This is a genomic window from Mycoplasma tauri (genome assembly GCF_016925555.1).
GTDB lineage: Bacteria > Bacillota_I > Bacilli_A > Mycoplasmatales > Metamycoplasmataceae > Mycoplasmopsis > Mycoplasmopsis tauri.
In genome coordinates this window covers 497951-512963 of sequence record NZ_CP070479.1, presented here as the reverse complement: position 1 = coordinate 512963, position 15013 = coordinate 497951, and the positions used below count along the sequence as shown (strand labels likewise).

12 protein-coding genes and 8 tRNA genes are annotated in these 15013 nt (G+C 28.2%); 19 read left to right on the top strand and 1 reads right to left on the bottom strand.

Features of this window, described 5'->3' with window-relative positions:
- The first annotated feature begins 1 nt into the window (after position 1).
- The 18 genes from JS510_RS02180 (at position 2) to JS510_RS02100 (ending at position 12188) form a co-directional block, all read left to right on the top strand.
- Entirely contained in the window at positions 2-658 is a 657-nt protein-coding gene (locus tag JS510_RS02180) for a ribulose-phosphate 3-epimerase (protein WP_205517127.1), read from the top strand.
- 160 nt (positions 659-818) lie between these two features.
- Positions 819-944: a hypothetical protein gene (locus JS510_RS03355; protein ID WP_269802017.1), complete on the top strand. Its 126-nt coding sequence runs from the start codon at positions 819-821 to the stop codon at positions 942-944.
- A gap of 723 nt (positions 945-1667) precedes the next feature.
- Positions 1668-1744 (top strand) — tRNA-Pro (locus JS510_RS02175).
- A gap of 1 nt (position 1745) precedes the next feature.
- Positions 1746-1822 (top strand) — tRNA-Ala (locus JS510_RS02170).
- 7 nt (positions 1823-1829) lie between these two features.
- A tRNA-Met gene (locus tag JS510_RS02165) sits at positions 1830-1906 on the top strand.
- A 23-nt stretch (positions 1907-1929) separates the two neighbouring features.
- Positions 1930-2005: transfer RNA gene (locus tag JS510_RS02160), tRNA-Ile, on the top strand.
- Position 2006: 1 nt separating this feature from the next.
- A tRNA-Ser gene (locus JS510_RS02155) sits at positions 2007-2099 on the top strand.
- A gap of 19 nt (positions 2100-2118) precedes the next feature.
- Positions 2119-2194, top strand: a tRNA-Met gene (locus tag JS510_RS02150).
- A gap of 3 nt (positions 2195-2197) precedes the next feature.
- A tRNA-Asp gene (locus JS510_RS02145) sits at positions 2198-2274 on the top strand.
- Between the two features lie 4 nt (positions 2275-2278).
- Positions 2279-2354, top strand: a tRNA-Phe gene (locus tag JS510_RS02140).
- A 137-nt stretch (positions 2355-2491) separates the two neighbouring features.
- Complete coding sequence (locus JS510_RS02135; RefSeq protein WP_205517126.1) at positions 2492-4114, top strand: CTP synthase; 1623 nt, start codon at positions 2492-2494, stop codon at positions 4112-4114.
- A 97-nt stretch (positions 4115-4211) separates the two neighbouring features.
- Complete coding sequence (locus JS510_RS02130) at positions 4212-5213, top strand: LLM class flavin-dependent oxidoreductase (RefSeq protein WP_205517125.1); 1002 nt, start codon at positions 4212-4214, stop codon at positions 5211-5213.
- Complete coding sequence (locus JS510_RS02125; protein ID WP_205517124.1) at positions 5201-5545, top strand: glycine cleavage system protein H; 345 nt, start codon at positions 5201-5203, stop codon at positions 5543-5545. Before JS510_RS02130 ends, JS510_RS02125 begins: the two co-directional genes overlap by 13 nt.
- A gap of 2 nt (positions 5546-5547) precedes the next feature.
- A complete protein-coding gene (locus tag JS510_RS02120; RefSeq protein WP_205517123.1) occupies positions 5548-6417 on the top strand; it encodes an SIR2 family NAD-dependent protein deacylase in 870 nt (289 codons plus the stop codon).
- A complete protein-coding gene (locus JS510_RS02115; protein ID WP_205517122.1) occupies positions 6395-7432 on the top strand; it encodes a lipoate--protein ligase in 1038 nt (345 codons plus the stop codon). The genes JS510_RS02120 and JS510_RS02115 overlap by 23 nt, the downstream gene beginning before the upstream one ends.
- Positions 7432-8625: an NADH-dependent flavin oxidoreductase gene (locus JS510_RS02110; protein ID WP_205517121.1), complete on the top strand. Its 1194-nt coding sequence runs from the start codon at positions 7432-7434 to the stop codon at positions 8623-8625. Before JS510_RS02115 ends, JS510_RS02110 begins: the two co-directional genes overlap by 1 nt.
- 175 nt (positions 8626-8800) lie before the next feature.
- Complete coding sequence (gene ileS / locus JS510_RS02105; protein WP_205517120.1) at positions 8801-11491, top strand: isoleucine--tRNA ligase; 2691 nt, start codon at positions 8801-8803, stop codon at positions 11489-11491.
- Positions 11481-12188, top strand: a complete 708-nt coding sequence (locus JS510_RS02100; RefSeq protein WP_205517119.1) for a signal peptidase II — start codon at positions 11481-11483, stop codon at positions 12186-12188. The genes ileS and JS510_RS02100 overlap by 11 nt, the downstream gene beginning before the upstream one ends.
- Positions 12189-12217: 29 nt before the next feature.
- On the opposite strand, the gene JS510_RS02095 is transcribed toward JS510_RS02100, so the two are convergent.
- Complete coding sequence (locus JS510_RS02095; RefSeq protein WP_223657594.1) at positions 12218-12802, bottom strand: hypothetical protein; 585 nt, start codon at positions 12800-12802, stop codon at positions 12218-12220.
- A 92-nt stretch (positions 12803-12894) separates the two neighbouring features.
- On the opposite strand from JS510_RS02095, the gene JS510_RS02090 reads away from it, so the two are divergent.
- A complete protein-coding gene (locus JS510_RS02090) occupies positions 12895-15012 on the top strand; it encodes a HinT-interacting membrane complex protein P80 (protein WP_205517118.1) in 2118 nt (705 codons plus the stop codon).
- Position 15013 lies beyond the last annotated feature (1 nt).

Sequence of the window (15013 nt, the reverse complement as noted above, 5' to 3'; positions counted from 1 at the left end):
AATGAAAAGAAATAATAAATATGTTACTCCTTCACTATTAAATGTAGACAAAGAAAAAAGACTTGAAATGGCAAATCTACTTGTTGATAATGGCATAAAATGAATTCATTATGATGTTATGGATGGCAAATTTGTTCCTAATCATGCAATTGAATTAGAAGAAATAAAAAATATTAATAGTAATGGTAAAAAACACTTTAAGGATGCTCATTTAATGGTGGAAAATCCTTTGGATCATATTGAAAACTTTAAAGATCATGTGGACATAATCACTTTTCATTATGAGGCTGTTGAACACAAGAAAATACTACATTTTTTAGAAGAAAATAATGGCGAATATAGAATCGGAATAGCCATAAAGCCAAATACTAATGTTTGTGAAATTTATGAATTTTTACCATATATACAACTTGTTTTAGTTATGTCAGTAGAGCCTGGCAAAGGTGGTCAAAAATTCATTGACAGTTCTGTTGAGAAAATTAAGGAACTTAAAGAGTTAAGAATTAAAAATCAATATGATTATTTAATTCAAGTTGACGGTGGAATAAATGAGACAACGGGTCCACTTTGCTTTAAAGCAGGAGCTGATGCTTGTGTTGCAGGTACATACATAGTTTATCAACCAACAAAAGAGAGAATTGAATCATTATTAAAATAAATTTTATTGGTTTTCATTATAAAAATATAGGCAAAAAAGTATAAAATACATACAATTTTATATTTTAAGGGGAAGTGAAAAGAAGCGGATACCGGCTTCTTTTTTACTACCAAATAAAACAATAATTCAATTAGCTAACACTAGTAAAAAGAGTAATGAGTTGAGTCAAAATAGAAATTTTATAGAAACAATTAATAATGTTTTAAGGGAACATTATCACTGCAGCAGCACATATATTTCTGGTGATGGAGCAATATTTATAGATAAAATAAATTCAAAAATTTAATTTTTTTTTTTAAAAAAAAGACAAAAAATTGAAAACATTATTGTGTTAAAAGATTATTTTGGAGGATGTGCTGAAACAATAATTGGGCATAATTTAAAGCGCATTATTATTAAAAAATATGGTTTATATAATCTAGATACTATAAAGTTTTTTATACAAAAAGCACATGAAAATGAGAGTAATTTGATAATTATTTAAAAATTTATTTTAATTACTTTTTGTGCTTATTTTTTTAATTTTGTAATTCAAGCTTACACTTTTTTAACTTATCTATTTTTATATTTATATAAAAATAAGTTTTGCTATAAAAAGTTAATAAAATAAGTTTTATAAATAAAACTTAAAAGTCGTATAGCCGCTACGGTAAGTAGCTTTTTTGGGCTGTTGCCTGGCCCTTTTCAAGGGCGCGCGCGTATACGCAAAAGGAAAGTGTAAGCAGTTTGAAAATTAGAAAAAGTATGTTATTTTTCTTATCTACTATAAAATTTTTCATTCCTTTTTAGAAAAATTATTAAAAATATTAATATTTGAAAAATTATGTTTTAAAAAATAAACTACCAATTTTATTTTTATATTTTTAATAAAATTTAAAAAATAAGTTATCAATTAAAATTTGCTTAGACATTTTTTTGTTTCCAAATATTTTTGAATAATTTATTTTGTGTTTTTTTATTGTTATGTATAATAATAATGCTTTTTGTATCACGTTGCCTAAAAAAGCACGGAGAAGTAGCTCAGCTTGGCAGAGCGCTACGTTTGGGACGTAGTGGTCGCAGGTTCAAATCCTGTCTTCTTCACCATGGGGGATTAGCTCATTTGGCTAGAGCGCCTGCCTTGCACGCAGGAGGTGGTGGGTTCGAATCCCATATCCTCCACCATTTATATGGCGTTGTAGCTCAGTTGGTTAGAGCATCCGGTTCATACCCGGAAGGTCAAGAGTTCGACTCTCTTCGACGCTACCAAATATGGAACACATCTAACTGAAGGACCTATAGCTCAACGGTTAGAGCAACCGGCTCATAACCGGTTGGCTACTGGTTCGAATCCAGTTAGGTCCACCACGGGTGATTACCCAAGTCTGGCTGAAGGGACTAGTCTTGAAAACTAGCAGGGGCTTCACGGCCCGCGGGGGTTCGAATCCCTCATCACCCGCCAAAAAACTTTTCTTATATATCGCGGAGTGGAGAAGTTGGCATCTCGCAAGGCTCATAACCTTGAAATCGCTGGTTCGAGTCCAGCCTCCGCCACCAATTGGTCCAGTGGTAAAGTGGTTTAATACGCCTCCCTGTCACGGAGGAGATCGCGGGTTCAATTCCCGTCTGGACCGCCATTATGGCTCTGTAGCTCAGTTGGTAGAGCAACGGACTGAAGCTCCGTGTGTCGCTGGTTCGATTCCTGCCGGAGCCACCAAAAAACAAAATGACCCTAACGGGTTTTTTTATTTTTGTGGAATGTTTACAATTTTTGTTTAAATTTATTATTCTTTTAATTTTCAATTTTTATTATGTTTGTAAAATTAAAATATGAATATAGGGAGTGTTAACAAAATGAAAACAAAATTTATTTTTACAACTGGTGGAGTTTTAAGTGGCCTTGGTAAGGGTGTAACTGCTGCTAGTATCGGAAATTTATTGAAAGCACAAGGATTTAATATCTTTGTACTTAAACTTGATCCATATCTAAATATAGATCCTGGTGTGATGAATCCCACGGAACACGGCGAAGTTTATGTAACTAGTGATGGTGGTGAAACTGATTTAGATTTAGGTCACTATGAACGTTTTATTGATGTTAAATTAACGAAAGATTCAAACTTTACAACAGGTAGAATTTTTACTCGAATATTTCAAAAAGAGCGCAAGGGAGATTACCATGGTAAAACGGTTCAAATTGTCCCACATGTTATTGATGAAATAATTGATATTATTTTATCACTAGCAGATCAAAAGCAACCAGACTTCATGCTTATTGAAATAGGCGGAACTGTAGGAGATTTAGAATCAAACCCTTATATTTATGCAATCAGTAAATTTGCATCTTTATACCCAAGAAATGTTATGTTTTCACATTTGGCTTTTGTTCCTTATTTAAGTGCATCAAAGGAATATAAATCAAAACCTAGTCAGGTGTCAATTTCATCTTTACGTTCTTTTGGAATTAATCCTAATTTATTATTGCTTCGCTCACAAGATGGTGTTGATCAATCAATTATTAAAAAAGTTAGTGATAATGCTTTTATAAGACCAAAAAATGTAATTAACATTCCTGATAAAGCTAACATTTATGAAATTCCACTATTTTTAGAAAAAAGCGGAATTATAGAAATTATTTATGATCATTTTGGAATTGATAAAGAAATAATTCCAAATGCTAATGCTGCTTGAAATGAATTCACTCAAAAATATTTAGCAAAACGTGAAAAACCTTTATCTATACTATTAGTTGGAAAATATACTGGACTTGAAGATGCTTATCTATCAATTATTTCATCATTAAAAATAGCTGCAGCACATCAAAATATTGAATTAACCTATAAATTAGTTGATTCTGACGAATTAGATGATAAGAATATTGCTAAAAAACTATCTGATTATGATGGTGTTATTATTCTTCCTGGATTCGGCGTAAGAGGTTTTTATGCAAAAGTTCAAGTTGCAGAATATACAAGGGATAAGAAAATACCGACCCTAGGTATATGCTTAGGTTTTCAAGCAATGGCTGTTGCACAAGCTAGAAAAATGGGGATTATTAATGCAACAAGCAAAGAGTTTGCAATAGAAGGAGAAAATCAAGAATTTGTTCTTAGGCCATTTTATGAAAATGGCGATACAATGAATCTTGGTGGCACTTTAAGACTTGGTGAAGATAGAATTATAGCTATTCCAAACACATTGGCAGAAAAAATATATGGTACAAACGTTTTTTATGAAAGACATCGTCACAGGTATGAAATTGCCAAGGAATATCGTCATAGTCTTGAAGATGAAAATTTCATTTTTTCAGGTGTGCATCCAGAACTAAAAGTTGCTGAAATTTGTGAGCTCAAAAACGACCATCCTTTTTATCTAGGTGTGCAATATCATCCTGAATTTACAACAAGAGTTATTAAGTCAAATCCATTATTTGATGAATTCTTAAAGGCTGCTTGAGAAAATAAAAATAGTAAATAATTTTGTAATGCCTAAAAGGCATTTTTTATTTTTTAATATGATAAATTAGGTTAGTTGGCAAAATAAAGTATATGCATTTTGTAATATAATTACAATCATGAAGGTAAGCGTATTAGAACATGGTGTATTAGTTACTAAAAATGGTTATAAAGATACTTATAATGAACTTGAAAATATATGCAAATTTGCAGAAGATTTGGGATTTTATTCTTTTTGAATAAGTGAACAACATAATGTTAATACACTTGTGATTACAAATCCACTTATTCTTCTAAATCATTTAGCAAATAAGACTAAAAAAATTCACATTGGTTGTGGTGGAATAATGTTAAAACATTATCAACCTTTTTCTATTGCTGAACAAATAAACACATTAAATTTATTACATAAAAATAGGTTTATTTTTGGTTTTGGAAGTAATGCCTCAACAGAAAAAATAACAAAATTAATGAAAAGTGATATTTCAAATGAAAGTTTCTACTCAAAAATGTTAGAAACTGTGAATTTTATTAATAATTCATCAAATTGTGATGTTAAAATTAATCCGCATATTCAAGAAAAAATAGAACCAGTTATGCTAATAACTAGTGAACAAAGCGCAATATTTGCGGCAGAAAATGGATTCAAAATAGTTTATGGATGATTTTTGCAACCAATAAAAACTTATGCAAGAACAGTTATTCAAACATACATGGATGTTTATCAAAAAAAATGAGGCGTTAAACCAAAGGATATAGGGATAAGCGTCAATGTCGTTAGTGGCAGTAGCAATGACGTTATAGAAAGCAATAGGAAAGCTTTAGCTTTATTTAGAATGGGCCTAAACGATTGAAATGAATTTCAAATTTTTCCTTTAGGAAATGAAGTAGAAAATTACTCATTTAGTGAAGGACAAAAAAGAAATTTTGATAGGTTCTATTTTAACATATTCCCTATTAAAACAGAGCTTGACGTTAAAAGTATAGATGAATTATGTACTGATTTAAATATTGAACATTTAATCATTATGCCTACTATGGCCAATGTTGATGATCGCAAGATTGCTTTAAAAAATATTGCAAATTACTACAAACTTGGAGATAAAAAATGAAAAAGATAATCAAATATTTAATTATTGAAAAAATAGCTAATAAAGATCAATATTATTTAAGAATGACACCAGAAATGCAAGATGATATAGGTACAGTTGGACATATACAATTTAGAAATACAGACAAAATTTCACTCAAGGAAAATGATGAATTTATGGCTCTTGAAGCTTCAAAAGCTATACTAACATTAAAAATGCCTTTTGATGCCAAAGTTGTTGAATGAAATAAAGAAGCACTTATAAATCCTTCATTGGTTTCTTCTCATAAAGATTCAGAAAACTGAATTATGATAATTAGTGATATAAATCCTGAAGTTTTAGCAAATCTCGAAGACTTTTAATCATGAATAAAGAATTTGATGCAAAGAATTTGAATTCTATAATATCTGAAGCAGATGCAATAGTTGTTGGTATAGGTTCAGGAATGACTGCTGCTGATGGTATAGGTTATACTGGAAAACGTTTTCAAGAAAATTTTAGCGATTTTATAAATGCATTTGGTTTTTTAGACATGCTTCAAGCTAGTGTTTATCATTTTGATGATATACAAAATTATTGAGCCTTTCATTCAAGATTTATGAAACTAAATTATTTTGATCAGCCTGCTAGTCAAAGTTTCATAAACTTAAAAGAATATTTATCAGACAAAAATTATTTTATTATAACAACTAATTCAGATAACACTTTGGAAGCTGCAAATTTTGATCAAGAAAAAATATTTTATATTCAAGGTAAATATAATTTGTTACAGTGCGAAAAAATGTGTCATAATCAACGCTATTCAAATGATACTGCAGTTTATGAAATGATTGAAAAGCAGTCAAATATGAAAGTTCCATTAGATATTATTCCGCGTTGTCCAAAGTGTAATTCTTATCTTGAAGTTAATAAGAGATTGAAAGAAAAAGGCATGGTTGAAGATAAAAGATTTTTTGACGAAAAAAGCCGCTATGAAGCTTTTATTGAAAAATATAAAGATAAAAAAATTTTGTTTTGAGAAATCGGAGTTGGCTATTCAACGCCAATGCTGATAAAACATCCATTTTGAAAAATGACGCAGGAAATTCCAAATGCTAAATATTTAGCAATGAATAATAGAGTATATCGATTACCACATGAAATTAGAGAAAAAACAATAGTTGAAACTAATGACATTAAAGATTCAATAAATTCATTATTAGAGGTTAAAAATGATATTAATAGAACCAATTAGAAATGGAAAATATGTTAAAGATGGCGCATATTGATTAGCAATTCAAGTATGAGCATTGAATCATCTTCGTGTTGATGAAACAATTGTTTTTCCAACAGTTGCTGACCCACATATTCAAATCGGTTATTTTCAAAATCCTGAAGTTGAGATCAATTTTAATTATTTAAAAGAAAAAAAATTACAAATTGTTAGAAGAGACACGGGCGGTGGCGCAATTTATATTGATTCAAATTCTGTGAATGTGTGCTATTTAATACCCTATAAGGATAATGAAAGTATTATTGGAAATTTTGCTAAATTCTATGAACCTATTATAAAAATATTAAAAGAATTAGGAGCCAGAGGTGTTGGTCAAACTGGAAAAAATGATTTAACAATAGATGGAAGAAAAGTATCTGGTGCTGCCATGATGTTGATTAATGACGTTATTTATGGTGGTAATTCAATTCTTTATAATGTTGATTATGATGCTATGTCTCAAGTTTTAAATCCAAACCGTAAGAAAATTCAATCACAAGGAATAAAATCGGTGCGTCAAAGAGTAGCAGGACTAAGCGAATATTTTGATGAACCATACAAAAATTTAGATATTTTTGAGTTTAAAGATTTAATAATAAAACGTTTGTTCGGAACTGACGATATTAATTCAATAAAACGTTATGTTATGACTGATGAAGATTGAGCTCAAGTAGACGAATTAATAGAGAAAAAATACAAAAACTGAGATTGGACATATGGAACTAGCCCACGTTATGAATATAATCGTGATGCCCGTTTATCTATAGGCACAATTAATTTTTCATTATCTATTGATAATCAAAGAGTTGAAAAAATAAAAATAAGCGGTGACTTTTTTCCACGCAAAGATATAGCAGAGCTTGAAAAAGCATTAATTGGCACAAAAATGACTTATGATGATTTAGTATATTCGCTCAAAAATGCTGATTTACAGTCTTATTTCTTTACTGAAGTTAATCCAGAAAAAGTAGCAAAAATAATTCTTGATGAGGAATAATGAATAAATATAAACCATTATTTGAATCCTTTAAATTAGGCAAGCATACACTTTCAAATCGATTTGTTTTGTCGCCTATGACACTTTCACTTACAACTATTGATGGTAAAATGACGGTTGAAGAAGCTAATTATGCACTTAGAAGATCAAATAGTGCGCCTATAGCTATCACAGGTGCAGCTTATATTGATGAATTTGGTCAACTTTTTGAGTATGGTTATAGTGCTAAAGATGATAATGACATTGATTCTTTGAAAGTTTTAGCTTCTGCAATGAAAGCTAATGGTAATATTGCAATTTTGCAGCTTGGTCATGCCGGAAAATTTTCGCAAGCAAGTTTAAAAAAATACGGTCATTTATATGGCCCTAGTTATGAAAAAAATCATTTTCCAGTAGAGCATGAAGTTTTTGAACTCTCACATGAACAAATTAAAGATATTGTTAAAGCTTATGCTAATGCAACAAAAAGAGCAATTAAAGCAGGTTTTGATGGTGTAGAAATTTCAATGGCACAAAGATTACTTATTCAAACATTTTTTAGCAAGATAGTTAATAAAAGAAGTGATTTATATGGAATTGATTCTTTCGAAAATAGATCTCGCTTGTGTATTGAAGTTGTGGAGTCTATACGTAATGTTATTGATAATTATGCACCTGATGGATTTCTTTTTGGTTTCAGAGCAACACCAGAAGAAACTTATGGCACAGAGTTAGGTTATACCATTGAAGAATTTTGCCAATTAATCGATTTGACAGTTCAAAAGGGAAAAATTGATTATTTAGCAATTGCAAGCTGAGGGCATGATATTTATCTTAATAAAGTGCGCTCTGATTGTAAATTTAAAGGTCAGTTAATAAACAAAGTTGTTTATAATCATTTTAAAAATAGATTGCCAATTATTTCATCAGGTGGAATTAATACACCAGATAAATGCTTAGAAGCTTTGAAAAATTGCGACTTAGTTGGATTAAGTTCTGTATTTGTGGCAGATCCTGATTTTGTTCACAAAATTGAAAATGGCGAAATTGAAAAAATAAATTTAGCTATTAAACCTGAACAACTAGATGATTTAGCTATTCCAAAAGATTCTTTTAAGGGAATTGTGAATATGTTTGGATATTGTGAAACAATACCTGAAAAAGCAATGATAACATTGACAAAAAACTCTTTAAAAAATAAAGAAAAAGAATAATAAATTTACTTAATAGCCAATAAAACAATAACAAAGGAAAAAATGCATTCTTTTGTTTTTTTGTTTTTAAAGAAATAAAAAAAGAAATTTTTGTGTTCTCTTTCACTAAACATAATGGATGTGATGTTATTAAGTTTTTGATATAATACAAAATATTAAATTAATAAGGAAAATTATGCAAGAGAAAAATTATAAAGATACTTTAAATATGCCAAAAACTGATTTTGAAATGAGAGCTAATTTAGTTAATAAAGAACCTGAATTTAGAGAAATGTGACTTAACAAGAATATTTATCAAAAAATTCTTGAAAAAAACAAAAACAATCAAACATTTATTCTTCATGACGGGCCTCCATATGCTAATGGCAATATACATATAGGGCATGCATTAAATAAAATTCTTAAAGATATTGTTGTTAGATACAAATCAATGTGAGGATTTTATGCTCCATATGTGCCAGGATGGGATACACATGGTCTCCCTATTGAGCTTAAAATGTTAACAGAAGCTAAATTAAATTTCAAAAATATTTCACCTCTTGATTTAAGAAAAAAAGCATCTGATTATGCTGATATTCAAGTTCAAAATCAAATTTCACAGTTTAAAGAATTGCAGCTTTTGACTGATTTTAGCAAAATTTATATAACAAAAGACCCTCATTTTGAGGCAAATCAGCTAAGATTGTTTAAAAAGATGATTTTAGATGGACTTATTTACAAAGGCTTAAAACCAGTTTATTGATCTCCTTCAAGCCAGACAGCTCTTGCAGAGGCTGAAGTTGAATATCATGAAATTGATTCCCCTTCAATTTTTGTTTCATTTAAAATTACTGATTCAAATGGATCTCAAAAAATTTTTGATGGTGATAATTTAGTGATTTGAACCACAACTCCATGAACTTTATTAGCTAATTCTGGAATAGCAGTTGGTGAGAAATTTAACTATTGTCGTTTTGAATACCAAAATAACTTTTACATTGTTGCAAGAGATTTATTTGAAAAAGTAACTGAAGTTTGTGGTATGAATGATGCAAAAATTGTATCTGAATTTAAAGCTCATGAGTTAATTGACATAAAGTATAGAGGTGTACTTAACAATTTAATTTGTCCTGTTGTTATAGGCCATCATGTTACTCTTGAGTCAGGATCAGGTTTAGTTCACATAGCTCCTTTATTTGGTGAAGATGACTTTCAAATTGGCGTTTCTAACTCTCTTGAAGAAATAATGCATGTTAAAGATGATGGTGTATTAAATGAACAAGCAGGTAAGTTTGAAGGACATTTTTATGAAAAATCAAATGAGCTTATTTGTGATGAATTACTCTCTAAATCAGCCTTATTAGCAAAAAATATTATTAGACACTCATATCCACATGATTGAAGAACACACAAACCAATTTTATTTAGAGGCACCCCACAATGATTTGTTTCAATAGATAAAATTAAACCTCAATTAATTAATGAATTAGAAAATATTAAAGCTTATCCAGAATGAGCCAAAAAAAGATTGATGAACATGATTATCGATCGTAAAGATTGAACTATCAGCCGCCAAAGAACTTGAGGTGTTCCAATCATTGTGTTTTATGATGAAGATGATAAACCTATAATAAATGCTGAAATTTTTGATTATGTTATAAACCTTGTTGAAGAACATGGATCAGATATTTGGTGGGAAAAAGAAACCGATGATTTATTGCCTAAGGAGTATAGAGGAAAAGGCTATACAAGAGAAATGGACATCATGGATGTGTGATTTGATTCTGGTTCATCTTCAATTTCAGCAATTATTGATGAAAATATCAAACCTCCATATGATTTATATTTAGAAGGTAGTGATCAATATCGTGGTTGATTTAACTCTTCATTAATCAATTCTGTAGCTTATTCTTCTTTTGCACCTTATAAACAGTTACTTAGTCATGGTTTTGTATTAGATTCAAAAGGTGAAAAAATGTCCAAATCAAAGGGTAATGTCATTGATCCTTTAAAAGTTATTAAAAAGTATGGAGCTGATATTTTAAGACTTTGAGTTTCTAATTCAGAATATACAAATGATATTAATATTAGTGATGACATTATTAAGCAAAATAGCGAATACTATCGTAAAATAAGAAACACTATTAAATTCTTGTTAGGTAATCTAAATGGTTTTAAATACAATCCAAGTTTAAAAAGAAATGGAATTCATGAATACATTTATAATGAACTTGAAAAAGTAAAAAAACAGGTATATGAATGTTATGATGAATATAATTTTTCTGGTGCTATAAAATTAATAATCAAATACATTATTGAATTGTCAAGTTTTTATCTAAATATAACAAAAGACATTTTATATGTTGAAGAAATTAATTCAAATAATAGGTTAATGACGCTTACTAATTTTTATGAAATTACTGATTTCTTAATAAAAGCCATAGCTCCTATTATGCCAACAACTGCAGAAGATGCATATAGTTATTTTAATAAAGAAGATAAAAAAGAAAGTGTCTTTCTTGACAATTTTGAAGATGCAAAAGAAGTTGATGAAAAGTTATTAAAATTGTGAGATGAATTTTTTGATCTTAAAGATCAAATAAACATTTTGCTTGAAAATGCTACAAAATCAGGTTTGATTAAAAGATCTAATGAAGCTAAAATAACAATCAATTCTAATAGTGAATTTATAAAAAGTTTAGATTTAAAACAATTATTAATGGTTGGATTAATTGAATTTGGAAATGAAAACAAAGTTGATGTTTTTGAATCTCAAAAATGTTTAAGATGTTGAAATCATTTGGTCTCTTCGCAAATTCAGAACGACCTTTGCCCATTATGTCATAAAATTATCTCTAATATTAAGGAATCATCAAATGACCAATAAAATTAACTCCAATCCAACCTTTTATCAAAGATTAAAAATATTTTTTAGAAAAAAAGTTAATGATGTAAAAAATAATTGAGTTGATTATTTAATTAAATATGTCGTATTTATAGGTTTTTTCGTAATTTTATTGTTTATAGATCAATTTACTAAGGAGTTTCTTTTTAAAAAAATAGACGATCCAAGTTCTCCTTCTGGTTTCAGAGGAGATACTAGTTATCTTTATGATTATGGTTTTATAGGTTTTAGATCTGTTGAACATCATGGCGTTACTGTCATCAGAAATGAAATTACAACTGAATGGGGATTTGGCTTTATTCATTTTATAAGCATTTTATTAGTTTTTATTATTATTTTTGTTCCTTTATTTACAAATAATTATGTTTATATTTTGATTGCCTCAACAATGTTGGCCGGCGATTTAGGCAATTTTATTGATAGAATTAGATTTAATAATACTGTTAAAGACATTATTTACAGCCCTTTCATTGAGAAATGAATTGGTAGGAATATTGGAACATTTAATTTCGCAGACACTTATATAATTAGTTCTATTTTTTGCTTAGTATTTTATATTTTTGTAAGAAGTTTTCTTTTAACATCTCGCGAGGATATGCAAGAAGATAACGTCATTAATGATCTTTTAGTTGATCCATATATAATAGAGTCCACAAAAAATCAAAAAAGAAATATTTAGAACTTCTAAAAACAACTATAAAACAGGCTTTAACCTGTTTTTTTATATTCGTTAAAAGCTAGAAATTCATGATTATAAGCATTAATTTTAAAACGATTATTATAGTTTAGGTTATCAAAAACTTTGAATTCATCAATGTTTTTACCTAGGATAATAAATTTTTCATATCTATTTGCTTTTAGCATGTTAAGAATATCGTAAATTAATATTCTTTTACTTTTTATTCCTATTAAATAGTGAAAAAAGTGATTTTTGCTTCCACCTCAATAAACTAATTTTTTGTAGTTTTTTGTTTTGTATAACTGTGATATTTTTTTATCATTTGTTCCAACAATTAAATTTATTGATATGTAGGAATTATCAAAAATAAAAAATGGTGCTAAGGTTTTTTGAGATATTTTATCTGGCAAAATAAATAAATTTGGGTACTTTTTTAGTAAAAAATAAAAATCTTCATGCCAAAGACATAAAGTTATGTCATTTTTTAAAAATAAATTGGGATTATTTAAATATTCTTCGTAGTTTTTATAGCCAATTGAATAATTAATATTTTCAGATAGCAAAATTTTAATCATCTTTTTAAGAGTTTCTATACTACTAGTTTTGTTTATCATTTGAATTATTATAAAATATTTTTTATATATAATATTAAAGTTAATTTTATAATTTAAGTCAATTAAACTAATTTTTAGTTAAAGGAGATATTATGGGCAAAAAGAAAACACCATTTTTTGAGCGGTTGATTGCAAAAAATGCTGAACAAGAAAACAAAGATAAAAATTCTAAAAAAGGAAAAAGCAAGTCTTGAAAAATAACAGTTGCTTCCATTCTTTTGATTGCAACCATTAGTGCTGGTATCATAATTCCTTTTTCAATTAAGTCAAATCAGAAAAAATATATTGAACCTTTAAAAGGAAATACTTTAGCTTTATCTTCAGGCAAGCTAAATATTGATATTGATTCATTGTCTGAAAAAACAAAAGAAATTAGCGCGGAAGAAAAACTAAAAGCAGTTGACAAGATGATAATTTACTATCTTTATGACATTGAACAAAAAGCTTCTGAAGATTATCAAAATAAATGAAATGAAAGTAAAAAAGGAACTGAACCTGAAGTTAACAAATTCCGTCTACCAACTAGAGAAGAGCTTAAAAATAAATTCACAAATGAAATAAGAGATCAAGAAAATAATTTGAAAGTTCAATTTGGTGCCGGTGGATGAGAAGCTGAATTTAATAAATATTTAGTTGAAAAATTTAATGGTGCTAAAACTATTGAAGAAGCTGTTGAAAAAAGAATTTTTGCACATATTCGCCGTGATGCATTGCGTCGTTTTAGGTTTTCTCCATCTACAGATAAAAAAGACGAAATTGAAAGAGTATATCAATCAGGAAATAATGAAGGCAAAAAAGTATTTGAATGATGAAGCAACAGTGATACCGATAAAAAATACATTGAATTAGAAGATGCTTCAAAATTGGCTTTTTCAACTGATAGTTATGTTTTTAAAGACGAATGAAAAAATGGAAAACGCTTTATTGAAAAATATTTAGAAAAAGAAAAACCATATTTAATTAGTGAATTTTCTCTTCCCATTAATACACCAGAAAAAAGAAGCGATAAAGAAAGTGAAAGTTGATCTATTGATAAGAAAATTTTCTTGAAATATTTATTTGCAATTTATAAAGATCAATATGGCCAAACAGACAATAAATTTGCCTATGATGTAGTTAAAACAAGTTTTAAACCTTTTGATCACTACATGAATGAATTATTTGCTAAAAAATCAGAAAAAATTGGCGATGCTAGCGTTCTCCCTGATAATGTTGTTAATTATTCAACAATACTTAATGATTTTTCTACTAGTGCCCAAAATATTAAGAATAATTGAGGTACTTCAGGTCTTACATCCATTTCTGAATTGTTGTCATATAATTCATTTCATAAATTTTTAGCTGATTCAACAAACTTATTAGTTGGTAATCAAAATGATAAGATTAAAACAATAGATTTATTTGGCGAACTTGAAAAAATTCGTGTAAATATAGCTAAAGCTGCTGGCTTAACTGAAGATAAGTACAATTTATCAAAACTTGTTACTAAAGAAAATATTGCTGAATACAATACTAAGATAAAAGATTTCTTTGAAAAAGTTGATGAAAACTTAAAAACTGGTTTAACTAAAGAAAAAACAAAAGAATTAATATTAGAACCGCTTGCAAAATTATTTGAGGGCGATAATAAAAAAATTCAAACAGTTTATAAAATAAAAGATTTAGACCATGTGTTTGCTATATTAACTCCTTCAGGATTAAAATTACTTAACTTTAAAAAGAATATTAAGTATGAAGATATTATGAAAATGATTGAAAGTGATTTTAAACTAAGCAAAAAATATGAAAAACACCTTGCAGTTAAATATGATGCATTGTCAAAAATTAACAAAGAGCTTTCAAGAAATGAATATATTTTAGAAATGCTTAAAAATGAAGAATTTAAAAAACATTTATTTAATCAAACAATTGAATATGCTAAGAATGAAAAAGGGCAATTATCTGGTGAAAAATATAATGAAGAGACAATTAAAGATTTAATTACAGTAGCTACATCTGGTATTGAGTATGACAAAATTAGTAATTTCATCGAACTTGTGAGATCTTCATCAAAATGAATGAATGATAGAGCAAATAATAAATATGATGAATTTTTCACTTCAAAAGATGGAAAAACATACTTTACACATAACCAAGAAAAAACTGCAAGTTCTATTGCACTTGATTACATGAAATCATTGTTTCTTTTAAAAGAAAAAAGGAGCGAATAAA